This window comes from Aeromicrobium camelliae, assembly GCF_003850045.1.
In the GTDB taxonomy this organism is placed as follows: Bacteria; Actinomycetota; Actinomycetes; order Propionibacteriales; family Nocardioidaceae; genus Aeromicrobium; species Aeromicrobium camelliae.
Genome location: NZ_RQJX01000001.1, coordinates 1 through 22,651 on the forward strand (window position 1 = coordinate 1; position 22,651 = coordinate 22,651).

The 22,651-nt window shown below is 69.4% G+C and carries 23 protein-coding genes; 14 read left to right on the forward strand and 9 right to left on the reverse strand.

Annotated elements, in window-relative coordinates:
- The first annotated feature begins 267 nt into the window (after positions 1-267).
- Positions 268-1,026, forward strand: coding sequence for an SGNH/GDSL hydrolase family protein (locus EHW97_RS00005; RefSeq protein WP_208001803.1), 759 nt, complete (start codon positions 268-270; stop codon positions 1,024-1,026).
- 300 nt (positions 1,027-1,326) lie between these two features.
- Here the strand turns inward: EHW97_RS00005 and EHW97_RS00010 are convergent, their stop codons facing one another.
- Positions 1,327-2,013, reverse strand: a complete 687-nt coding sequence (locus tag EHW97_RS00010; RefSeq protein ID WP_208001804.1) for a M23 family metallopeptidase — start codon at positions 2,011-2,013, stop codon at positions 1,327-1,329.
- A gap of 232 nt (positions 2,014-2,245) precedes the next feature.
- Here EHW97_RS00010 and EHW97_RS00015 point away from each other — a divergent pair, with 232 nt between their 5' ends.
- From EHW97_RS00015 to sucD, 3 genes are all read left to right on the forward strand, one after another.
- Complete coding sequence (locus tag EHW97_RS00015) at positions 2,246-2,506, forward strand: hypothetical protein (protein WP_124235134.1); 261 nt, start codon at positions 2,246-2,248, stop codon at positions 2,504-2,506.
- Between the two features lie 134 nt (positions 2,507-2,640).
- Positions 2,641-3,804 (forward strand): ADP-forming succinate--CoA ligase subunit beta, encoded by a 1,164-nt coding sequence (gene sucC, locus EHW97_RS00020; RefSeq protein ID WP_124235135.1) that lies wholly within the window; start codon positions 2,641-2,643, stop codon positions 3,802-3,804.
- 15 nt (positions 3,805-3,819) lie between these two features.
- Positions 3,820-4,716, forward strand: a complete 897-nt coding sequence (gene sucD / locus EHW97_RS00025; protein ID WP_124235136.1) for a succinate--CoA ligase subunit alpha — start codon at positions 3,820-3,822, stop codon at positions 4,714-4,716.
- A 337-nt stretch (positions 4,717-5,053) separates the two neighbouring features.
- Here the strand turns inward: sucD and EHW97_RS00030 are convergent, their stop codons facing one another.
- A complete protein-coding gene (locus EHW97_RS00030) occupies positions 5,054-6,874 on the reverse strand; it encodes an RNA polymerase sigma factor (RefSeq protein WP_124235137.1) in 1,821 nt (606 codons plus the stop codon).
- Between the two features lie 70 nt (positions 6,875-6,944).
- On the opposite strand from EHW97_RS00030, the gene EHW97_RS15630 reads away from it, so the two are divergent.
- From EHW97_RS15630 to purH, 3 genes are read left to right on the forward strand one after another with little or no spacing between them, the layout of a single operon-like run.
- Entirely contained in the window at positions 6,945-8,078 is a 1,134-nt protein-coding gene (locus EHW97_RS15630) for a cell division protein PerM (RefSeq protein ID WP_243696234.1), read from the forward strand.
- Positions 8,062-8,715, forward strand: a complete 654-nt coding sequence (gene purN / locus EHW97_RS15635; protein WP_243696235.1) for a phosphoribosylglycinamide formyltransferase — start codon at positions 8,062-8,064, stop codon at positions 8,713-8,715. Before EHW97_RS15630 ends, purN begins: the two co-directional genes overlap by 17 nt.
- Positions 8,712-10,271: a bifunctional phosphoribosylaminoimidazolecarboxamide formyltransferase/IMP cyclohydrolase gene (purH, locus tag EHW97_RS00040; protein ID WP_124235139.1), complete on the forward strand. Its 1,560-nt coding sequence runs from the start codon at positions 8,712-8,714 to the stop codon at positions 10,269-10,271. The genes purN and purH overlap by 4 nt, the downstream gene beginning before the upstream one ends.
- Here purH and EHW97_RS00045 read toward each other — a convergent pair.
- Positions 10,243-10,914: a TetR/AcrR family transcriptional regulator gene (locus EHW97_RS00045; RefSeq protein WP_124235140.1), complete on the reverse strand. Its 672-nt coding sequence runs from the start codon at positions 10,912-10,914 to the stop codon at positions 10,243-10,245. The genes purH and EHW97_RS00045 overlap by 29 nt on opposite strands.
- A gap of 74 nt (positions 10,915-10,988) precedes the next feature.
- Between EHW97_RS00045 and EHW97_RS00050 the strand changes: the two genes are divergently transcribed.
- Together EHW97_RS00050 and EHW97_RS00055 are read left to right on the forward strand one after the other, a co-directional pair.
- Positions 10,989-11,846 (forward strand): bifunctional methylenetetrahydrofolate dehydrogenase/methenyltetrahydrofolate cyclohydrolase, encoded by an 858-nt coding sequence (locus EHW97_RS00050; RefSeq protein ID WP_124235141.1) that lies wholly within the window; start codon positions 10,989-10,991, stop codon positions 11,844-11,846.
- Positions 11,843-12,121: a DUF3017 domain-containing protein gene (locus EHW97_RS00055; protein WP_166367325.1), complete on the forward strand. Its 279-nt coding sequence runs from the start codon at positions 11,843-11,845 to the stop codon at positions 12,119-12,121. Before EHW97_RS00050 ends, EHW97_RS00055 begins: the two co-directional genes overlap by 4 nt.
- Before the next feature lie 18 nt (positions 12,122-12,139).
- On the opposite strand, the gene EHW97_RS00060 is transcribed toward EHW97_RS00055, so the two are convergent.
- The 6 genes from EHW97_RS00060 to EHW97_RS00085 all read right to left on the reverse strand — a co-directional run bounded on the left by EHW97_RS00060 (position 12,140) and on the right by EHW97_RS00085 (position 18,621).
- Positions 12,140-13,129 carry a malate dehydrogenase gene (locus EHW97_RS00060; protein ID WP_124235143.1) on the reverse strand — a complete coding sequence of 330 codons (990 nt, stop codon included), beginning with the start codon at positions 13,127-13,129 and terminating at the stop codon, positions 12,140-12,142.
- Between the two features lie 55 nt (positions 13,130-13,184).
- Positions 13,185-13,769 (reverse strand): dihydrofolate reductase family protein, encoded by a 585-nt coding sequence (locus tag EHW97_RS00065; protein WP_124235144.1) that lies wholly within the window; start codon positions 13,767-13,769, stop codon positions 13,185-13,187.
- Between the two features lie 94 nt (positions 13,770-13,863).
- A complete protein-coding gene (locus tag EHW97_RS00070; RefSeq protein WP_124235145.1) occupies positions 13,864-15,459 on the reverse strand; it encodes a catalase in 1,596 nt (531 codons plus the stop codon).
- Between the two features lie 13 nt (positions 15,460-15,472).
- On the reverse strand, positions 15,473-15,937 hold the full coding sequence (locus tag EHW97_RS00075) for a Fur family transcriptional regulator (RefSeq protein ID WP_124235146.1): 465 nt from the start codon (positions 15,935-15,937) through the stop codon (positions 15,473-15,475).
- Positions 15,938-15,985: 48 nt separating this feature from the next.
- Positions 15,986-17,167: a winged helix DNA-binding domain-containing protein gene (locus tag EHW97_RS00080; protein ID WP_124235147.1), complete on the reverse strand. Its 1,182-nt coding sequence runs from the start codon at positions 17,165-17,167 to the stop codon at positions 15,986-15,988.
- A 185-nt stretch (positions 17,168-17,352) separates the two neighbouring features.
- The gene (locus EHW97_RS00085) at positions 17,353-18,621 is read right to left on the reverse strand and encodes an isochorismate synthase (RefSeq protein WP_124235148.1); all 1,269 of its coding nucleotides are present in this window, start codon (positions 18,619-18,621) and stop codon (positions 17,353-17,355) included.
- A gap of 33 nt (positions 18,622-18,654) precedes the next feature.
- Between EHW97_RS00085 and EHW97_RS00090 the strand changes: the two genes are divergently transcribed.
- From EHW97_RS00090 to EHW97_RS00110, 5 genes are all read left to right on the forward strand, one after another.
- Positions 18,655-19,350, forward strand: a complete 696-nt coding sequence (locus EHW97_RS00090; protein ID WP_124235149.1) for a demethylmenaquinone methyltransferase — start codon at positions 18,655-18,657, stop codon at positions 19,348-19,350.
- 276 nt (positions 19,351-19,626) lie between these two features.
- Positions 19,627-19,986: an NADH-quinone oxidoreductase subunit A gene (locus EHW97_RS00095; protein WP_124235150.1), complete on the forward strand. Its 360-nt coding sequence runs from the start codon at positions 19,627-19,629 to the stop codon at positions 19,984-19,986.
- Positions 19,986-20,540: a NuoB/complex I 20 kDa subunit family protein gene (locus EHW97_RS00100; protein WP_124235151.1), complete on the forward strand. Its 555-nt coding sequence runs from the start codon at positions 19,986-19,988 to the stop codon at positions 20,538-20,540. Before EHW97_RS00095 ends, EHW97_RS00100 begins: the two co-directional genes overlap by 1 nt.
- Positions 20,537-21,295 (forward strand): NADH-quinone oxidoreductase subunit C, encoded by a 759-nt coding sequence (locus tag EHW97_RS00105; protein WP_124235152.1) that lies wholly within the window; start codon positions 20,537-20,539, stop codon positions 21,293-21,295. Before EHW97_RS00100 ends, EHW97_RS00105 begins: the two co-directional genes overlap by 4 nt.
- Positions 21,292-22,626: an NADH-quinone oxidoreductase subunit D gene (locus EHW97_RS00110; protein ID WP_124235153.1), complete on the forward strand. Its 1,335-nt coding sequence runs from the start codon at positions 21,292-21,294 to the stop codon at positions 22,624-22,626. Before EHW97_RS00105 ends, EHW97_RS00110 begins: the two co-directional genes overlap by 4 nt.
- Positions 22,627-22,651 lie beyond the last annotated feature (25 nt).

Genomic DNA, 22,651 nt, shown 5'->3' on the forward strand with positions numbered 1-22,651 from the left:
CGTCCACTCCAAGACAACCCGCAGGGCGTCAGTCTCGATACAAGTCAGAACGCCAGCAACAGCCCACACCCATCTTCACCGTTCTCGGTGGTCGAGGTCGCAGTTTTGCGTTTTCTTCGTCTCCATCGCGGCTATGCCCCTTATGCGATGGCTCCATTCCCGGATATCGACAGGTGCCGTCTCTGGAGCGGCCGCCGAGGTGAGCCGCCCGTGAGCACATCCCTACCGGGAGCAGGCGCGTTAGTTACCGCCGAGTACCGTAGGTTCGTGACTTTTCGACGTTTCGTGGCTTTGGGAGATTCGTTCACCGAAGGTGTCGGTGACCCGGACCCGTCCCGCCCGAACGGCGTGCGCGGGTGGGCCGATCGTGTGGCGGAGGTGCTCGGGCGCGATGAGCCCGACTTCGGGTACGCGAACCTGGCGATCCGCGGCCGCAAGCTGCGTCCGATCATCGCCGAGCAGCTCGATCCCGCGATCGCTCTCCAGCCGGACCTCGTCACCATCTACGCGGGCGCGAACGACATTCTGCGTCCCAAGGTCGACATCGACGATCTGATCGAGCTGTACGACGCCGCACTCGGCAAGCTCGCTGCGACGGGCGCCCGGCTCGTCGTCTTCACCGCCTTCGACCCGGCGGGATACCCGATCTTCGGCTCCCTGCGCGGCCGGTTCGCCGTCTACAACGAGCTCGTGCGCGAGATCGCCGAACGTCACGGAGCGACGATCGTCGACTTCTGGCGGCTGCGCGACTACCGCGACGACCGGATGTGGGACGTCGACCGGATGCACATGTCGAGCGCCGGTCACCAGCGCATGGCCATGGCGGTGCTCGACGCGCTCGGCGTCCGGCACGATCTGGAAGCGCTCCCGCTCGTGGAGATCCCGCCGCTGTCAGGCGCGGAACGCCGCGCGGCGAATGTCGAATGGGTTCGTGAGTATGCGGGGCCGTGGGTCAAGCGTCGGCTGACCGGCACCTCCAGCGGCGACGGACTCGCCGCCAAGTACCCGAGCTACACCCGCCTCTGAGCCGGGTGTCGGTGGTCGAGTAGGCCGGAGCGCTAGCGGAGTGCCGTATCGAGACCACGTCACGTCATGTGGTCTCGATACGCGGCTCGTTCCTCGCCGCTACTCGGCCAGCTATGACCGCCTCGCCGCTCCTCGACCAGCTGAGCCGGGTGTCGGTGGTCGAGTAGGAGGTCGCTCAGCGACCGACGTATCGAGACCACGTTGCGTGGCTGGTCTCGATACGCGGCTCGTTCCTCGCCGCTACTCGACCAGCTATAACCGCTCGTCGCTACTCGGCCAGCTATGACCGCCAGGACGGCGTCAGAGGGAGACGTTGTGCTCGTTGAACGCGGCGACGGGGTCGATCGGGTCGCCGCCGCCGGGCCGGACCTCGAGGTGGAGGTGCGGGCCCGTGACGTTACCGGTCGAGCCGGTGTAGCCGATCACGTCACCTGGACGGACCGTGTCGCCCTCGGAGACCGAGATGCGGCTCTGATGCGCGTACCAGATCTCCGTACCGTCCTCGAGCACGATGACGGTCTTGTTGCCGTACGCGCCCTCGTAACCGGCGGACTTCACGGTGCCGGCGGCGATCGAGACGATCGTGGAGCCGGACGGGCCGGCGAAGTCGAGGCCGGTGTGACGGCCGCTGGACCACAGGCCGCTGGACTGACCGAAGCGCGCGGTGAGGCGGTAACCGGCAACCGGCGCGACCCACTGGTTGGCGACTTCTTCGGTGTAGGACTCGACAGCCTGCTCGACCTGCTGGCGCGCGAGCTCGATCTGCTCGGCCTGGCGGTCGCTCTGCTCCTGGATGAGCTGACGGTCGAAATCGCGGCTGATGTCGGCGGCGTTGGTGCCGCCGAGGTCCATGCCGCCCACGTAGTTCTGGCTGAGCGTCTGGTACGAGTTCGACGAGAGGGCGCCGCTGTCGGCGACCCCGCCGACAGCAACAGTGCCGACGCCCGCCGACGCGACGGCTACGAGGCCGACGATGGCGGGCGTCACACGAAGATTGAGGGTTCGCTGTTTGGCGGCTACGCGCTTCCCCTTACGAGGGGTGCGCGGGGTCTGCGGACTGTCGAGTCGGCGACGAGGCCCTGTCGACTTCACACACACTCCGTATCGATGGCGGACAACTCGGTCGAGCCTAGCGCATGGGTGGTGACCGTTTTCAACCATCTTGGCGAAGTGAAGCGCATCCGTCCGCGTGTCCCTGCACACGTGCCAGAGTTGAGCCATGAAGGGACAGCGCATCGTGGTCGGCTCTCCTCACGGTGACGAAGCCGCGCTCGTCATCGAGGCCCGGCGACTGCGGGACGCTGGCGCGGAGGTGATCTTCGCCGGCGCCGCCGTCGACGCTGGCCGGCTCGCTGCGACCGCGGTCAGCGAGGATGTGAGCGAGGTGGTCGTCGCCGACGCGCAGGCGCGTGACGCGCTTCTGGACGCCCTCGCCGCCGCCGACGCGCTCGACATCGCCGTCCGCGTCGTCGAGTGTTAGGTCCCCGTCGTTGCAGGGCCGAATCCCGCCCCGCCGTGCCGAGGAGGGGTAAGGAGCGTTAAAGTCGGCACGGCTCGAAGGGTGCTCACTGCCCTGGGGGAGCGCCGCTAACTCGACGAAGGACGGTTGTCACCGTGGATTTGATGGAGTACCAGGCGAAGGAGCTCTTCGCCAAGCACGATGTGCCGGTCACGCTCGGCACCGTGGTCACCACCGCTGAGGAGGCCAAGGCCGCTGCCGAGCAGATCGGCGCAACGGTGGTCGTCAAGGCGCAGGTCAAGGCCGGTGGCCGTGGCAAGGCCGGCGGCGTCAAGCTGGCCAAGACCCCCGACGAGGCTTACGAGCATGCGTCGAACATCCTCGGGATGGAGATCAAGGGCCTCACGGTCAACCGCGTCCTCATCGTCCCGGCCGCCGAGATCGTCGAGGAGTACTACTTCTCCTTCCTGCTCGACCGCGCCAACCGCAGCTACCTGACGATCGCGAGCGTCGAGGGCGGTGTGGAGATCGAGGAGGTCGCCAAGACCAACCCCGACGCCGTCCGTCAGATCCCGGTCGACGCCACCACGGGAGTCGACGAGCAGAAGGCTCGCGAGATCGTCGCCGACGCGAAGTTCCCGCTCGAGCTCGCCGACCAGGCCGTCGGCACGATCCTCGCGCTGTGGAAGGTCTTCGTCGAGGAGGACGCCACTCTCGTCGAGGTCAACCCGCTCGCCCGCCTCGCCGGCGACAAGCTCGAGGCGCTCGACGGCAAGGTCTCGCTCGACGAGAACGCCGACTTCCGTCACCCCGAGCACGCCGAGTTCGAGGACAAGGCCGCGGCCGACCCGCTCGAGGCGAAGGCCAAGGAGAAGGGCCTCAACTACGTCAAGCTCGACGGTGAGGTCGGCATCATCGGCAACGGCGCGGGCCTCGTCATGAGCACCCTCGACGTCGTCGCCTACGCCGGTGAGAGCCACGGCGGCGTCAAGCCCGCCAACTTCCTCGACATCGGCGGCGGCGCCTCGGCCGAGGTCATGGCCAACGGCCTCGACGTGATCTTGAACGATCCGCAGGTCAAGAGCGTCTTCGTCAACGTGTTCGGCGGCATCACGGCGTGCGACGCCGTCGCCAACGGCATCAAGGGCGCGCTGGAGCTGCTCGGCGACAACGCCACCAAGCCGCTCGTGGTGCGCCTCGACGGCAACAAGGTCGAGGAGGGCCGCGCCATCCTCGACGAACTGAACCACCCGCTGGTGACCCAGGTCGACACCATGGACGGTGCCGCCGACAAGGCCGCCGAGCTCGCGAACGCGTAAGGACTGAGGAACAGCATGTCGATCTATCTGAACTCCGACTCCAAGGTCATCGTCCAGGGCATCACCGGCGGCGAGGGCACGAAGCACACCGCCCTCATGCTCAAGGCCGGCACCAACATCGTCGGTGGCGTCAACGCCCGCAAGGCCGGCACGACCGTGAGCCACGTCGACGCCCAGGGCAACGACGTCGAACTGCCCGTGTTCGGCTCGGTCTCCGAGGCCATGCAGGAGACCGGCGCCAACGTGTCGGTCGTCTTCGTGCCACCGGCGTTCGCCAAGGACGCCGCCATGGAGGCCATCGACGCCGGCATCGAGCTGCTCGTCGTCATCACCGAGGGCATCCCCGTGCAGGACACGGCCGAGTTCTTCGCGCACTCGCAGGGCACCAAGACCCGCATCATCGGCCCCAACTGCCCCGGCATCATCACGCCGGGCGAGGCGCTCGCGGGCATCACCCCGGCCACGATCGCCGGCAAGGGCCCGATCGGTCTCGTGTCCAAGTCGGGCACGCTGACCTACCAGATGATGTACGAGCTGCGTGACTTCGGCTTCACGACCGCCATCGGCATCGGCGGCGACCCGATCATCGGTACGACGCACATCGACGCCCTCGAGGCGTTCGAGGCGGACCCCGACACCAAGGCGATCGTCATGATCGGCGAGATCGGCGGCGACGCCGAGGAGCGGGCGGCCGAGTTCATCAAGGCCAACGTGACCAAGCCGGTCGTCGGCTACGTCGCCGGCTTCACCGCGCCGGAGGGCAAGACGATGGGCCACGCCGGCGCTATCGTCTCGGGCTCCTCGGGCACGGCGGCGGCCAAGAAGGAGGCCCTCGAGGCCGCGGGCGTCAAGGTCGGCAAGACGCCGAGCGAGACCGCCGCGCTCATGCGGGAGATCCTGCAGAACCTCTGAGCCACGCACGACCACGAGAGCCCCGGCCCCGGCCGGGGCTCTCGTCGTTCCGACGCCACTGGTTCCTCGCCGCTACTCGACCACCTACGGGGCTGCCGTTTGAGCAGGTGAGCTGGGTGTAGGTGGTCGAGTAGGCCGGAGCGCTAGCGGAGGCCAGTGGAGCCATCGCAGCAGGGGCATAGCCGCGATGGAGCGAGACCACGTCACGTCATGTGGTCTCGCTCCGTGGCGGCTACGTCCTCCTTGCCAGGCTCCATGGCGGCTTGTTCCGGTTCTGAGTAGTCGCGAGGAACGAGCGGCGGATCGAAGGGCGCCGCTACTCGACCGTTGTGGGTCGTCACTGGTCGGCGTACGCGAGGCGTTGGCCGGCGCGGTCCATGAGGGCGGCGAACTCCTCGGAGGAGAAGACGTTCTCGCCCGACGGGGGAGCCAGCACCTGGGTGACGTCGGCGCCGCGGCGGACGACGCCCATGCGGTAGTACACGCGCTGGTCGCGACCGGTCTCGAAGCTCAACCGCCAGCTGACGCCCGCGTACCCCTCGCCGGCGATGTCCTGTCGCTCGTCGATCTGGGCCGACAACTCCGTGTCACCGCAGCCGTCCACCTTGCCGGCGATCTCGCCGACGAGCGCCTCGGCGGCCTCGGGGGACGCGGTGCGCGCGGCGGTCTGCGCGACGGCGAACTCCTGTGGCAGCTCCGACGCGTCGGGGATGGCGACCAGGCGCGTCGCCACGTCGGTGAAGGCCTCGCCATTGAAGTCGGTCTTGTCGCACAGCGAGGCGGCCGGGTTGAGGCCGTTGCTGGGCGCCTGAGCCGGCCCAGCCGCCCACACCTTGTCGATGCGGCCCAGCGGGGGCATGTCCACCACGCTGAGGAAACGCGGGAACTGCTCGGTCTGCGGGGGCAGGCTCGGCTCGACGGTGATCTCGTCGGTGCACTCGCCGCCGGAGTCGGCGCACACCTTGGCGATCGAGTCGTTGAGGCTGCGCGCGAACGTCTCCACGTCGGTCGGCTCGGTGCCGTTGACCTCGTGGATCAGGGTGCTGGTGACCGTCCCCGACTGCGCCAACCCGACGCTGATGAAGCGAGCGGGCTCGCGGTACGACTGCAACCGCAGGATCTTGAAGTCACCGAACGGCCGCTTGACGGTGTACGAGTCGATCAGTCGGGTGCGCGGATGCGCACAGTTGGCGTACCAGCCCAGCAGCGTGCCGTAGGCCGCTTCGGACGCCTCCCGGCTGCGCGACACCTCGATGGACTGCGCGACGCGCTCAGCCGAGGGGTCGGTGCTGTACGCCCGCACGAAGACCTTGAGGGGGTCGGGATCGGCGAACCGGGTCGGAGGACACGTCGAGTACGGCGTCGTGTTGACGGTGTCCGTCTCGGTCGCGTCGACCTTCCACTCGCGCTCGGAGTTGAGGCGCTCCACCTGCGTCAACGAGAGCAGATCGTCGGTGTCGATGTTGTGGGAGTCGAGGATGATGTCGGGACGCTCGGCGCCGATCTTCTCGCGGTAGGGCACCGCGTCCAGCGTGCCGAACGCGTCACCGCTGGTGGCGGCGAAACCGCCCGCGAACAGGGCGAGCACGGTGGCGGCGACGAGCAGGATCGAGTTACGGCGCCCGCTGCGCTTGGCCGACCGTCGTACGCGGTCCGGCTCGGGGAGATCGAGACTCTCGACCGTCTCGCGAAGCCCGGTGAGGCGGCCCTCCAGGGTGTCCAGCGGCTGCCCGAGGGCCTTCTCCAGGGAGGTGAGGGCGTTGGTCGCCAGCTCCATGCCGACGGCGTCGTCGACCTGCATCTCCGCGGTCGCGTCGTCGAGATCGACGCCGGCGACGGTGAGCAGGGTGACGATGCGGCGCTCGTCGTAGTCGAGACGGTGGAGTGCCTCGAGCAGAGCCTGGTCGCCGTCCTCCTCGTGCCGCCGGCGCAGCGGGTGGGCGCTGCGATTGAAGATGGTGAGCTTGGCGGCCTGGTCACGGACGTAGGCGACCGGGTCGCGACCGCGCAGGCTGCCCCACGAGCGCCAGGCGCGCTGATAGGCGTCGAGGGTCGCGTCACGAGCCACCTGGCGGTCGCCGCAGAGGGCGTACGTCGTCGCCAGCACCCGGCGGCGGGTGGCGCGGTAGAAGTTGTCGAACTCGTCGACGCGGGTCATCGCACTCGCCTCCTCGGGGGTCTCGGCGTGGCTCGGTGCAACGTCGCAACTTTACAGGTTGGATTGTCAGGTGCCCGCTCCCTCCACGCTCCAGCGAACCGATCCGTGGCGGCCGGCACTGCTGACCGGGCTGCTCGCGGTGCTGCTACCGGTCGTCGTCTGTGCCGTCGCCGCTGCGGCCGCGACCCAGCATCTCGGCCTCGACACCCTGCGCATCGGCGCCCGGGCCTGGCTGCTGGCCGTGGGGGCGTCCATCGACGTGTCGGGTGCGAAAATCAGCCTCCTTCCGCTCGGCGGAACGGTGCTCGCGGCTGTGGTCGCGGCCGCCGTCGTCCGCGTCGCGGCGCGTGATGGCGCCGACGACGCGATGGGCTTCGGAGCGATCAGCGGGGGCGTGGCCGGCGCGCTCGCGGCGGTGCTCTCCGCCGTGACGTCGACCTCGTCGGTGAGCACGTCGTTCGTTCGCGCCGCTTTCGGCGCCTTCGTCGTCGTGGGAGCGGGGGCCGCCGTCTCGATGGCGTTGCGCCATCCGGCGTCACGCCGCTTCCCCGCCCAGGTGCGACCCTTCGTGCCCGCGTTGGCGGCGGGACTTCGCGCCGCAGGAGCAGTGGTCGCGATCGCCTTCGTGCTGGTGATGATCGTCGCGGCCAGCCGCGTCCAAGCCGCCGCCGACCTGTGGGCCGCGCTCAACCCCGGGTACCTGGGCGGCCTCGTCCTCGGCGCCTTGTGCCTCCTCGCCCTGCCCACCCTCGTCGCGTGGGCGCTGGCGATCATCCTCGGACCCGGCATCGCACTCGGTGCCGACACACGGGTCGACATCGCGGGAGTCGATGTCGGGGTGCTTCCAGCGTTCCCGCCCCTGGCGATCCTCCCCGACCCCGGGCCGTTCGCCGACGTGGTCGTGGTGCTCATGGCCGTGCCGGTGCTCGCCGCCGCGTGGGCGGGATGGCGGCTCGTCGACCGTCTCGCCACCGAGCGGCTCCTGGAGCGCGTCGGCCACGCGGCGTTGGCCGGTGCGACCGCAGGTCTGCTCCTGGCGTCGATCGCCGTCAGCGGCCACGGGGCCATCGGCCCGGGTCTCCTCGCCGAAGCCGGGCCGCCCGTGCTCAGCACGCTCCTCATCGCGATCGGCACCATGTCCGTGGGCGGCGCGCTGGGCGGGCTCGCGTCCCACTATCGTGGAGCCCGTGCCGACAGCGAATGACCGCGCCGCCGCGCCGGCGCGACTCGTCGTGCTGGTGTCCGGCAGCGGAACCAACCTCCAGGCTCTCCTCGACGCCACCGCGGACCCCGCCTACGGGGCGCGAGTCGTCGCCGTCGGCGCCGACCGCGACGACATCGAGGGACTCCGCCGGGCCGAACGCGCCGGTGTGCCGACCTTCGTGGTGCGACTCGGCGACCATGCCGACCGCGACGCGTGGGACACCGCGCTCGCCGAGCAGGTCGCCGGGTACGAGCCCGATCTCGTGATTCTCGCGGGCTTCATGAAGCTGACCGGTCCCGTGTTCCTGCGGAAGTTCGGTGGGCGCACGCTCAACACGCATCCCGCGCTGTCCCCCTCGTTCCCGGGCATGCACGGCCCACGTGACGCTCTCGAGTACGGGGTCAAGATCACCGGCGCCACGCTGTTCGTCGTCGACGAGGGCGTCGACACCGGACCGATCGTCGCGCAGGTCGCCGTGCCGGTCCTGGACGACGACGATGTCGCGTCCCTCCACGAACGCATCAAGGTCAGTGAACGTCAGATGCTCGTCGACTGGGTCGGGCGACTCGCCCGCGAGCCCTTCACCGTCGACGGGCGCCGCATCATCCGCCAGCAGACAAAGGACTCCTCCGCATGACCTCCTCTGATCGTCAACCGCTCCGCCGGGCGCTCGTCTCGGTGTACGACAAGACCGGCCTCGAGGACCTGGCCCGTGATCTGCAGGCTGCGGGCGTGCAGATCGTGTCCACCGGCTCGACGGCCAAGGCGATCGAGGCGGCCGGTGTCGCGGTCACCCCGGTCGAGCAGCTGACCAACTTCCCCGAGTGCCTCGACGGCCGCGTCAAGACGCTCCACCCGCGCGTGCACGCGGGCATCCTCGCCGACCGCCGTCTCGAGCGGCACCGCGAGCAGTTGTCCGAGCTCGGGATCGAGCCCTTCGACCTCGTCGTGGTCAACCTGTACCCGTTCCGCGAGACGGTGGCCTCGGGCGCCGCGCCCGACGAGGTCGTCGAGCAGATCGACATCGGCGGACCCTCGATGGTCCGGGCCGCGGCCAAGAACCACCCGAGCGTCGCCGTGGTCGTGTCGCCGTCGGCCTACGGCGAGGTGCGGACCGCCCTGGCCGAGGGAGGTTTCACCTTCGAGCAGCGACGTCATCTCGCGGCGCAGGCGTTCGCGCACACCGCGGCCTACGACGCCGCCGTCGCCTCCTGGTTCGCGTCCTCCTACGACACGGCCGAGGACGGCTGGCCCGCGTTCGTCGCCGAGACGTGGGACAAGCAGGCCGTGCTCCGCTACGGCGAGAACCCGCACCAGGAGGCTGCGCTCTACGCCGACGGTTTCGGTGGTCTCGCCGGCGCCGAGCAGCTGCACGGCAAGGAGATGAGCTACAACAACTACGTCGACACCGACGCGGCGATCCGGGCGGCGTTCGACCACGCCCGTCCCGCGGTGGCGATCATCAAACACGCCAACCCGTGCGGGATCGCCGTCGGCGATGACATCGCGCAGGCGCATGCGCGGGCTCACGCCTGTGACCCCGTCTCCGCGTTCGGTGGCGTCATCGCCGCCAACCGGCCCGTTTCGGTGGCCATGGCCGAGCAGGTGGCGGAGGTGTTCACCGAGGTCATCGTGGCGCCCGATTACGAACCGGGTGCGGTCGAGGTGCTCCAGGGCAAGAAGAACATCCGCATTCTGCGGGCCCCGGATCTGGGGCAGTACTCCTCCGCGGAGTTCCGGCAGATCAGCGGCGGGCTACTGGTTCAGCTGCGTGACCGGGTCGATGCGCCGGGTGACGATCCGCAGAACTGGACCCTCGTCGCCGGCGAACCGGCCGATGAGGCGACGCTCGCGGACCTCGCCTTCGCATGGACCGCCGTCCGGGCGGTGAAGTCGAATGCGATCCTCCTGGCCAAAGACGGTGCCTCCGTCGGGGTCGGCATGGGGCAGGTCAACCGGGTCGACTCGTGCCGCCTTGCGGTGGAACGCGCCGGCGAGGAGCGCGCACGCGGCGCCGTGGCGGCGTCCGATGCGTTCTTCCCGTTCGCCGACGGTCCGCAGATCCTTCTCGACGCCGGCGTGCGCGCCATCGTTCAGCCCGGCGGCTCCGTCCGCGACGATCAGACGATCGAGGCTGCCAAAGCCGCCGGGGTCACGATGTACGTCACGGGGACTCGGCACTTCTTCCACTGACGTCGGCGAACACGCCCGTCACGGCGTCGTCGCCGAGCAGGTGCGCGGCGATGAGGTTGCGGATCGCGTGGGCCAGGCGACGTGCCTCCGCCGGGTCGTCCGGCCGGGACTGACGCCGCATCGCTGCGCCGATGACTTGCGCCGTCACGGCGGGGACGACGTCCTGCGCATCCAGCACGCCGGCGCGCCGGAGCGCTTCGGCGATGAACGACTCCAAGGCGTCGATCGCCGAGCAGGCCGCCTCACGCAGTTCGGGGTCACGCGCCGCGTGCAGGTAGACGGCCAGCTCCAGGGCCGAGGAGTCGAGGTCGCGGACCGCGAACACGGTCTCGACGATCTGCGTGCCGACATCGAGGTCCATGAGGCCCTCGCCGTCCATCGAGACGTCGGGCAGCTGCTCGAAGGACGCGATGAAGTTGGCGACGTGATGGAGCAGGGCATCGCGCACCAACTCGTCGATCGACGCGAAGTAGTAGGTCGTCGCGGCGAGAGGGAGGTCGGCCTCGGCCGCGACGGCCCGGTGGGTCACGGCTCGGATACCTCCCTCCGCGAAGACGCGAATAGCGGCGTCGAGCAAGGCTTCACGGCGTTGTCGACTACGTTCCTGGGACAAACGGGCACGCGGCAAGGTGGCCTCTTCCATGAGGGAGTGGGGATGAGGGTCTGGATCATCCTAGGCGTACACGCGGGCGACCATGCGCGTGAGAAACTGTCGGGGTGACTGCGCAGACCCTCGACGGCAAGGCCGTCGCCGCCACGATCAAGTCCGAGCTCACCGAGCGGGTCGCCGAGCTCCGCGAACGGGGGATCGTCCCGGGACTCGGCACGATCCTCGTGGGCGACGACCCGGCCAGCCAGTGGTACGTCGGAGCCAAGCACCGCGACTGCGCGGAGGTCGGCATCGAGTCGATCCGCATCGACCTGCCCGCGACGGCGACGCAGGCCGAGGTGGAGGCTGCGGTCGACCAGCTGAACGCCGATCCCGCGTGCACGCTCTACATCGTCCAGCTGCCGCTGCCTCGAGGCCTCGACGAGAACGCGGTCATCGGTCGTATCGACCCGGCCAAGGACGCCGACGGTCTGCACCCCACCAACCTCGGCTGGCTCGTCCTCGGCAAGGAGGCTCCGCTGCCGTGCACGCCGCGTGGCATCATCGAGCTCCTGCGTCGACACGACATCGAGATCGCCGGTCAGCACGCGGTCGTCGTGGGCCGCGGTGTGACGGTCGGCCGGCCGATGGGCTTGTTGCTGACCCGTCGTAGCGAGAACGCCACGGTCACGCTGTGCCACACCGGCACCGAGGACCTGGCCGCCGAGGTCCGGCGGGCCGACATCGTCATCGCCGCGGCGGGGGTGCCGGGCATCATCACCGCGGACATGGTCAAGCCGGGCGCCGCGCTGCTCGACGTCGGTGTCAGCCGCGACGAGAACAACAAGATCGTCGGCGATCTGGCACCGGACGTGTGGGACGTCGCGGGCTGGGTCACTCCCAACCCCGGCGGCGTCGGCCCCATGACGCGCGCCATGCTGCTCAGCAACGTGGTCGACTTCTCCGAGGCGCAGGCACAGCAGTGAAACTCCCCCGCAGCCGCGGTTCGCGCATCTACCTCGCGCAGCTGGTCGCCGTCGCCGTGGGGCTCTTGCTGATCGCGGTCGACGCGTGGCGGCTGGGTGTGGGCGTGATCGGTGCGTCCTTCATCGTGGCCGCGGGGCTGCGTGCCGTCGTCACGCCCGACGAGCACGGCATGCTGCGGGTGCGCGGCAAGGTATTCGACATCGCGTGGATGCTGCTGCTGGGCGTCGCGCTGGTGACGTTGGCCATCGTGGTGCCGCCGCAGCCACCCCTGTGAGCGGCCGCGGCGGCCGGCTCAGGTGAGACCGAGCTGGCCGACGGCGTCGCGCTCCTCGATGAGCTCGGCGGCCGTCGCGTCCATGCGCTCCCGGCTGAAGTCGTCGATCTCGAGCCCCTGGACGATCTGCCAGTCCCCGCCCGAACAGGTGACGGGGAACGAGTAGACGACGCCCTCGGGCACCCCGTAGGAGCCGTCGGACGCGACCGCCATCGAGACCCAGTCGCCCTCCGGTGTGCCGGTCAGCCAGTCGCGAGCCGCATCGATCGTCGCGGAGGCGGCACTCGCCGCGGAGGAGGCCCCTCGCGCGTCGATGATCGCGGCTCCGCGCTTGGCGACGGTCGGGATGAACTCGTTCTCGATCCACGCTTGGTCGTCGATGAGGTCGGCCGCGTTCTTGCCAGCAACCTCGGCGTGGAAGAGATCGGGGTACTGCGTGGAGGAGTGGTTGCCCCAGATGGTCATGCGGCGGATGTCGCCGACCTTCGCCCCGGTCTTGGCCGCCAGCTGGCTGATCGCACGGTTGTGATCGAGGCGGGTGAGGGCGCTGAAGCGTTCGGCCGGGATGTCCGGCGCGTTGCGCAAGGCGATGAGCGCGTTGGTGTTGGCCGGGTTGCCGGTGACCCCGATCCGCACGTCGTCGGCCGCGACGTCGTTGAGCGCCCGGCCCTGCTCGGTGAAGATCGCGCCGTTGGCCTCGAGGAGGTCGCCACGTTCCATGCCCTTGGCGCGAGGCCGAGCCCCGACGAGGAGGGCGAGATTGACGCCGTCGAAGATGTGCCGCGGATCGTCGCCGATCTCCACCGAATCGAGCGTCGTGAAGGCGCAGTCGTCCAGTTCCATGACGACGCCCTCGAGGGCGCCGAGCGCCGGGGTGATCTCGAGGAGTCGCAGCTGGACGGGGGTATCGGGTCCGAAAATCGCGCCACTGGCGATGCGGAACAGGAGGCTGTAACCGATTTGACCGGCCGCACCCGTGACGGCGACCTTGACTGGGGACTGGCTCACGACGTTGTGCTCCTCGTCTGGTGGGTACACGACGAAACTAGCGCATGGCCACCGCTCACGTCCTGCCTCGCGAGACGGCGTAGGTGAGGTGAGCGAACTGGCCGCGGCGCTCGACGTCGACGAGCCGCATGCGGTGGGACTCGATGCGCCGCGGCAGCAGCGGGGCCCCCGCGCCGAGGGTGACCGGGGCGATGCTGACCTGGATCTCGTCGAGAGCCCCGGCATCGTCGAACTGCCCCACGAGGTCGCCACCGCCGACGATCCACACGTCGCCGCCACCGGCCTTGGCCTGGATCGCCGCCAGCTGCTCGCTCACGGGTCCTTGCACGATGCTGACGTCGGCGCCGGGCGCGATGGGCAGGTCGCGGGTGCTGAACACCACGACGGGCTTGCCGCCTGACGTCTCCTCCCAACGCTCCGGATGGGCGAGCGCATCGGATTCGCGCAGCACCCACTCGTACGTCGAGGAGCCGTAGACGGCGAGACCGACGCGGGCCATGAACGCCTGCCAGGCGTCCGCATGCTCGGGCTCGTCGGTGGAACTGCCGCCCTCGACCGCGAAGAGCCAGCCGAGCGAATGGTCCGGATCGGCGAGGTAGCCGTCGAGCGTCGCAGCGGTGTTGAAGACGAAACGCGTCATGTCCCCGAACCTACGCCCGACCACCGACATGACGCGAGAACGACGCAGGAGCCGCCCACCTTCGCGGTGGGCGGCTCCTGCGTGGGGTCAGACGTCAGCCGGCGTGGGTGGTGGACTCCACGATCGGGGCCGAAGCGTTGGCCTGGGCGGCCTCGGTCTCGGTGCCCGGGTTGGGCTGTCCCAGCCCGGCGCGGACGAGTTCCTCGATCCGCTTGCCGCACTCGGCATCGACGTTCTTCCAGTACTCGAACGCGCGCTCGAGAACGTCACCCTTCACGCCGCCGAGCAGGTGGCCCGCGACGTTGTTGACGAACTGCTCACGCTGCTCGTCATTCCAGACCTCGCGCACGAGTGTGCCGGCCTGCGACCAGTCGTCGTCGTCCGAGCGGAGGGTGTAGGCGCGGCGCACCATGTCGCCGTCGGTCTCCCAACCGTCGGTCACCGTGCCGGTCTCGTCGGAGTAGCCGCGACCGAAGGAGTTCGGCGCGTAGACCGGAGCGTCACCGCTGTGCTCGTACGACATGGAGCCGTCGAACAGGTAGGTGTTGTGCTGCGCGACGGCCCGCGGACGGTTGACCGGCAGCTGGTGGTGGTTCGTGCCGATGCGGTACCGCTGCGTGTCGGCGTACGCGAAGGTACGGCCGAGCAGCATCTTGTCCGGGCTGAAACCGATGCCGGGGACGACCGACGAGGGAGCGAAGGCAGCCTGCTCGATCTCGGCGAAGAAGTTCTCCGGGTTCCGGTTCAGGGTCATCGTGCCGACCTTGACCAGCGGGTAGTCGCTGTGCGGCCAGATCTTGGTGAGATCGAACGGGTTGATGCGGTAGGTCTTGGCCTCCTCGTACGGCATGAGCTGCACCGACAGGGTCCAGCTCGGGTACTCGCCGCGCTCGATCGCGTCGTAGAGGTCGCGACGGTGGAAGTCGGCGTCCTGACCGGCGATCCGGTCGGCCTCTTCGCCCGTCAGGCCCTCGACGCCCTGGTTGCTGTGGAAGTGGTACTTGACCCAGTGCTTGTCACCGGCCTCGTTGATCCACAGGTAGGTGTGCGAGCCGTAGCCGTTCATGTGGCGGTACGTCTTGGGGATGCCGCGGTCACCCATGAGGTACGTGACCTGGTGGGCCGACTCCGGGTTCAGCGTCCAGAAGTCCCACTGCATGTTGTTGTCGCGCAGGCCGCTGCCGCCGCGACGCTTCTGCGAACGGATGAAGTGCGGGAACTTGATCGCGTCGCGGATGAAGAAGATCGGCGTGTTGTTGCCGACGAGGTCGTAGTTGCCCTCGGTCGTGTAGAACTTCAGCGCGAAACCACGCGGATCGCGCCACGTGTCGGGGCTGCCCTGCTCGCCGGCGACGGTCGAGAAGCGGGCGAGCATCTCGGTCGTGGCACCGGGCTGGAAGAGCGCGGCCTTGGTGTAGGCGCTGACGTCCTCGGTGGTCTCGAAGACGCCGAACGCGCCGGACCCCTTGGCGTGCACGTTGCGCTCGGGCACCCGCTCACGGTTGAAGTGCGCCATCTGCTCGATGAAGTGCACGTCGTGCAGCAGGATCGGCCCGTCGGCGCCGACGGTCAGGCTGTTGCGATCCGACTCCGCCGGCGCGCCATTGCCCCGCGTGGAGCCCAGTTCGGCCTCGACCGTGGGCTTGGCGGCGAACGACGTTCCGTCGTTCGGCTGCGGGATCTGTCCCATGTATTTCTCTCCTTCAGTGGGTGGGTGCTGCGGACTCCGAGCACGTGGGGCACAGGCCCCAGAACGTGATCTCGGCTTCGTCGATGGCGAATCCGTGGGTCTGCGACGGCGTGAGGCACGGGGCCGGCCCCACGGCGCAGTCGATGTCCTCGACCGCGCCGCACACGCGGCAGACCAGGTGGTGGTGGTTGTCCCCGACGCGCCGCTCGTACCGGGCCGGGGATCCGGCGGGTTCGATCCGGCGGAGCAGGCCGGCTTCGGTCAGGTCGCCGAGCACGTTGTACACCGCCTGCACCGAGGTGCCGGGCAGGGTCGTGCGGACGACCTGGAAGACGGTGTCGGCGGGGGAGTGGGGATGACGGGCGACGGCGTCGAGCACCGTGAGCCGGGGCGTCGTGACCCGCAGCCCCGCGGCCTGCAACTGCTGGCGCGGGGTGGGTTCCTGATGCGCCGGGGCCGGCGCGGAGGTCGTCGTCATCACCCCCAGTCTAGCGGCTTGTTTTGAATGATTAAAGAAAGGGTCCCCTCATGAGCGCAGCTCACGCTCCACCGGCGTCCACCCCCGCGCCCTGGCTCTGATGACGGTGCCGTCGAGGAACACTTCGAGCCGGTGCGCCGCAGAGTCGATGGCGTCGCGAGCGGTCGAGCCGGGGTCGTCGAGGAGCCGCACACCGACCGTTCCGTCGTCGCGGATCGTCCAGCCACCGACCACGCGTCCGTCCGCCCAGATCGTCGGTCCGGCATTGCCGTTGGTGTCGTACAGCGCCGGTCGGTGCGGCCCGATATACCAGTCCCGGTGCTTCCAGCCCATCGTGGTCGAATCGAGGGCGGGAAGCAGAGCGACCCAGGGAGCGGGCTCGGGCGTCGGCTCGAGGTCGTCCGCGAGCGCGATCAGCGGGCCTTCGTCGCCCTCGACCTCGACCGTCTCCAACGGCGCGAGCGCGGCGACGGTGGCGCGCTTCGTCCAGCCGGTCCACCACTGCAGGTCCTCCGGACGCGCCGGCCCGTAGGCGAGAAGCCAGCGCCGGGCGATCTCCACCGCAGCCGACGCGGCATCGGTCGGTTCGACGAGATGATCGCTCCACCCGCGCATCGCGGCCCACCGGAACTGGGTGGACGCCCAGGCCCCGGCCGGCCGCGCCCGGACGACGTGCCCCTCCGCAGACATCACCGTGAGCAGCCGACTGGCGATCGACTGGCGCGTGGCGTACTTGGTGCCCGCCCCGATCTCGATGCGGGTCGCGAGCAGGGGGTCCGCGGCGGCGAGCTCGGCGGAGCTGAAGGTGCCGAGACGCTCGATCGCGTCCTGCGCGGTGCGGTGGGCCGTGTCGAGCCAGGTCTCGGGGTCGTCGGACACCGCGGAGTCGCGCAGCATGGCGAGGAGCTTGCGACGTTCGGGCGCGGCGACGCTGTCGGCGGTCGCGGCGAGGCACGCGAGCGCGAGATCGGCCGGTACGGCGAAGACGGTGCGCCGCATCGCCAGTACGCGGACGACCGTGCGCTCCTCGTACAGGGCCCGTTCGAGATCGGCGACGTCGGGGCGCTTCAGACGAGCGGCCACCGCGAGCGTCATCGACGCGGGATCGGTGCTGTGCAACGCGACGACGGAGCGGGCGACCTCCTCGGTGGAGGCGGCGGGGACGGCGAGCGCGTGCCGGACACTCAAGCGGCGGCGTCGCTCGGCGTCGTCGATGCGGGGAAGTGCCATGGAGCGGACCCTACGGCCCGGCTCCGACACTCGGTCGGCGGTGTCGCGCGGCGAGCGTCTCGCGAGTGGCGCAACGTGCACATCGAGTGGCGCAGTGTGGGGCCGATCTGCCGGGTTTCGGGCCCGAACTGCGCCACTCGCGAGGAGAGTGAGCGGAGGAGCGGACCCTGCGGCCCGGCTCCGGCTCAGGCCTCGGTCAGGCTGGTGCGGACCGGGACGAGCTTGGCGTCGGACTCGGCGAGCTCGTCGGCAGGCACGGAGTCGGCCACGATTCCGCAGCCGGCGAACAGCCGTACCCGACGGCCGTCGTCCAGCAGTTGCGCTGACCGCAGCCCGATGCCCCACTCCCCGTCACCATCGGCCCCGATCCAGCCCACCGGGCCGGCGTAGCGCGCGCGGTCCAGCCCCTCGATCTCCTCGATGAGGTCGACGGCAGCCGGCCGGGGAGTGCCCCCGACGGCAGCCGACGGATGGAGGGCGGCCGCGAGCGAGAGCGCGCTCGCGTCGGCGCGGAGGACGCCCGTGACGTCCGTGGCCAGGTGCATGACGTTGGGCAGGTGGAGGACGAAGGGCGCCTCTGGCACGTTCATGCCGGTGCAGTGCGGAGCGAGCGCCTCGGCGACCGACGCGACGGCGTACTCGTGCTCCTCGAGATCCTTGCTGGAGTGCGCGAGGGACGCGGCGAGCGCCAGATCCCGGTGGTCGTCGCCGCTGCGGCGGATGGTGCCGGCGAGCACCCGCGACGTCACGAGACCGCCCTCGAGGCGGACCAGCATCTCGGGCGTGGACCCGAAGAAACCGTCGACGTGGAAGGTCCAGCAGCTCGGGTACTGCGCGGCGAGGCGGCGGAGCGGGCGCCGGACGTCGACGACCTCGTCGCTGACCGCGTCGACCGACCGCGCGAGGACGACCTTGTCGAGCTCGCCGGCGGCGATGCGGTCGACCGCGGCGGCCACCGTGTCGCGCCAGCGGGCACGGCGGGAGTCATCGTCCTCGAAGTCCACGGCGGGCCCCGAGCCGAGATCGTCGTGCGCGGTCAGCGTGGGCGGAGCGCTCAGCGTCGTGCCGATCGTGGTGATCCAGCTGACGCCGTCGCGGCGACCGACCACGACCTCGGGCACCACCAGCGTGGTCCCCTCCCCGCGATCGGCGAAGGCGAAGGAGCCGAAGGCCACGAGCCCGCTGCCCGGCCGGTTGACGTCGTCACGGCTGACGCTGCGCGCCACGTGAGCGCGCCACCAGGCGTCCGCATCGGCGAAGCGGTCCGCGCCCCGAGTGGAGAACGTCGCCGCCCGCCCCCAGGCGACCAGTCCGTCGCCGCCGTGGACCCAGGCGAGGGCCTGATCCGGGGGGAGGAGGGCGAGGAGATCGCCGGGATCGTCGATGCGCCGTGTGCGGACCACGAGAGGTGCCGTGTCGTCCACCGAAGACGGATCGGCGATGGGGTTGCTCACGTGGATCGAGCCTACTCGTGGGACAGTAAGGCGGTGAGCCGAGCCGGTCTGGACAAGGATCCCCGCGACGTCGCGCGCATGTTCGACGACGTCGCCGCCAAGTACGACCGCACCAACGACGTGCTCTCACTGGGGCAGGACCGCCGGTGGCGCACGAAGGTCGTCGCCATGGTCGACCCGCAGCCGGGTGAGCGCATCCTCGACCTCGCGGCGGGCACTGGCACGTCGAGCGCGCCGTTCGCGCACGCTGGGGCGATGGTCGTCCCCTGCGACTTCTCGATCGGCATGCTCCAGGTCGGCAAGGCGGCCCGTCCGGATCTGCCGTTCACGGCCGGTGACGGCATGCGCCTGCCCTTCGCCGACGACTCCTTCGACGCGGTGACGATCTCGTTCGGACTGCGCAATATCCACGATCCCCTCACGGGTCTTCGCGAGCTCCTGCGCGTGACCAAGCCCGGGGGGCGCGTGGTCGTGTGCGAGTTCAGCACCCCGACCTGGAAGCCGTTCGAACTCGTCTACGCCAATTACCTCATGCGCGCCCTGCCGCCGATCGCCCGCGCCGTCTCGTCCAACCCCGAGTCGTATGTCTATCTGGCCGAGTCGATCCGCGCATGGCCCGACCAGCGCGGACTCGCCGTGCGCATGGGCGAGGCCGGCTGGCGCGACATCTCCTGGCGCAACCTCACCGGCGGCATCGTGGCCCTGCACCACGCCGTCGCTCCGCGCTGACCTCAAGGCGCAGCGCACCCCCGCTTTGTCGCGGCGCGGGGCGAGCGCTGCATCGCGTTCCGCGAGTGGTGCGGCGAACGGTCATCTGGGCGTCATCGAAGACCGCGCGTGTCGAAACCTCGTGGTGACATCGCGCTCGTAGGGTGCTGCCTGTGAGGACCGGTCGGCGAGGTAAGTGTGACCTCAGTTACACCGGCTGTGTGCTCCGTCATACAGTGGGGTGAACGACGATGTGAATCACTTCACAAAGTCGCCCACCGTCTGCTGGGAGGTGTCGTGAACGATTACGTACCGATCGTCGTGCTGGGTGCCATCGCACTGGCCTTCGCGCTGTTCAGCGTGGGGATCGCTCCGTTCACGGGTCCGGCGCGGTACAACCGCGCCAAGCTCGATCGCTACGAGTCGGGCATCGCACCCAGCCCGCTGCCAGATGGCGGCGGCCGCGTCTCGATCAAGTACTTCTTCACCGCGATGATGTTCATCATCTTCGACATCGAGATCGTGTTCTTGTACCCGTTCGCGGTCGCCTTCGACCAGCTCAGCTGGTTCGCCTTCCTCGCGGTGATGCTGTTCCTCGTCAACATCACGATCGCCTACGTCTACGAATGGCGTCGGGGCGGAATGGACTGGACCTGATGGGACTCGAAGAGAAACTGCCCAGCGGCGTCCTCCTCTCGACGGTCGAGGGGCTCGCCGGCTACTTCCGCAAGGCCTCGATGTGGCCCGCCACCTTCGGTCTGGCCTGCTGCGCCATCGAGATGATGACCTTCGGCGCGCCCCGGTTCGACTCGTCGCGGTTCGGCATGGAGGTCTTCCGCCCGTCGCCGCGCCAAGCCGATCTGATGATCGTGGCCGGCCGAGTGAGCCAGAAGATGGCCCCGGTGCTGCGCCAGATCTACGACCAGATGGCCGAGCCCAAGTGGGTGCTCGCGATGGGCGTGTGCGCCAGCTCCGGCGGCATGTTCAACAACTACGCGATCGTCCAGGGCGTCGATCACATCGTGCCGGTCGACATGTACCTGCCCGGATGTCCGCCGCGGCCGGAGATGCTCATCGACGCGATCTTCAAGATCCACGACAAGGTGCAGCACGGCAACCTCGGCGCCGACCGGATGCGGGAGATCGCCGAGACCGAGCGTGACGCGCTGGCCGCTGTTCCGACGTCCGCGATGAAGGGGCTCATGCGGTGAGCGACGACACCAAGCCCACCGGTGCGGACCCGACGCCGACCGACGCCGACCGCACGCAGGACCCGTCCCACGAGACGCAGAACGAGTTGGAACGTTCCGAGGCGCACGATCTCGAGATCGTCGAGGTGCGCGAAGGATCGTTCGGGGTCCACGGCACGGGCGACACCACCGGCTTCGGGGGCCTGCGCCGGCCGGTCATCATGCCCGGTGCCGCCACGCCGCCGTTCGGCGGCTGGTACGACGACGTCGCGCAGCGGCTCGCGGGCGGTGACGGTCTGACGGACGCGATCGAGAAGGTCGTCATCGACCGCGGCGAGATCACCTTCTTCATCCGCCGCGAGCGGCTCGCCGCCACGGCTCGCCACCTGCGCGACGACCCGCAGCTGCGCTTCGAGTTCTGCGCGAGTGTCAGCGGGGTGCACTTCCCGCACGAGACCGGGCGCGAACTGCACGTCGTGTACGAGCTGACGTCGATGACCCACAACCGGCACATCCGCCTCGAGGTCGTCGCGCCGGACGCCGATCCGCACATCCCGAGCGTGGTCCCGACGTATCCCACCGCCGACTGGCACGAGCGGGAGGTGTGGGACATGTTCGGCGTCATCTTCGACGGGCACCCCGCGCTGACCCGCATCCTCATGCCGGACGACTGGCCGGGACACCCCCAGCGCAAGGACTACCCGCTCGGCGGCATCCCCGTGGAGTTCAAGGGCGGAACGATCGCTCCACCCGACGATCGGAGGAGTTACTCATGACCATCCACGACGACCCGTACGCGGGGACCACCGAGACCCCTGAGGGGCCGGTCTTCAACGTCACGGGGCAGGACTGGGACTCCATCGACGTCGAGGGCATCGAAGGTGATCACCTGGTCGTCAACATGGGTCCGCAGCACCCGTCCACTCACGGGGTGCTGCGACTCATCCTCGAGATCGACGGCGAGCAGATCCTCGGCGCCCGCGCGGGCATCGGATACCTGCACACCGGCATCGAGAAGAACATGGAGTACCGGACCTGGACGCAGGGCGTCACGTTCTGCACCCGGATGGACTACGTCGCCCCGTTCTCCAACGAGGCCGTGTACGTCGCCGCCGTCGAGAAGCTCCTCGGCATCACCGACGATGTTCCCGAGCGCGCCCAGATCATCCGGGTCATGATGCTCGAACTCAACCGCGTCTCCTCGCACCTCGTCGCGATCGCCACCGGTGGGATGGAACTCGGCGCGCTCACCGTCATGACGTGCGGTTTCCGCGACCGCGAGATCATCCTCAAACTGTTCGAGACGATCACCGGCCTGCGCATGAACCACGCGTACTTCCGTCCCGGCGGGGTGGCGCTCGATCTGCCCGAGGGGGCGCTCGACGAGTTGCGTGACGGCGTCGCGCTGCTGCGCAAGCGGCTCCCCGAGTACGCCGCGCTCTGCAACGCGAACCCGATCTTCATGGGTCGCCTCAAGGGCGTGGGTCACCTCGACCTCGCCGGCTGCCTCGCCCTCGGCGTCACCGGACCGCCGCTGCGGGCCACGGGGTACGACTGGGACCTGCGCAAGAAGCGCCCGTACTTCGGCTACGAGACGTACGACTTCGAGGTCGTGACCCGCGACGAGCCGGACGCCTACGGACGCTTCCGCATCCGCCTGGACGAGATGGCCGAGTCGCTCAAGATCGTCGAGCAGTGCATCGAACGGCTCGCCGCCACCGAGGGTCAGCCCGTCATGGTCGCCGACCGCAAGATCGCGTGGCCCTCCCAGCTCTCGGTCGGCGCCGACGGACAGGGCAACTCCCCGGAGCACATCCGCCACATCATGGGCGAGTCGATGGAGGCGCTGATCCACCACTTCAAGCTCGTGACGGAGGGCTTCCGCGTGCCGGCCGGCCAGGTGTACACCGAGATCGAGTCGCCCAAGGGCGTGATCGGGTGCCACGCCGTCTCCGACGGGGGCACGCGGCCGTTCCGCGCCCACTTCCGCGACCCGTCGTTCGTCAATCTCCAGTCGGTGTCGGCGATGTGCGAGGGCGGCATGCTCTCCGACGTCATCGTCGCCGTCGCCTCGGTCGACCCGGTGATGGGAGGAGTGGACCGATGACCACGAACGATCCCGCGCAGTCACC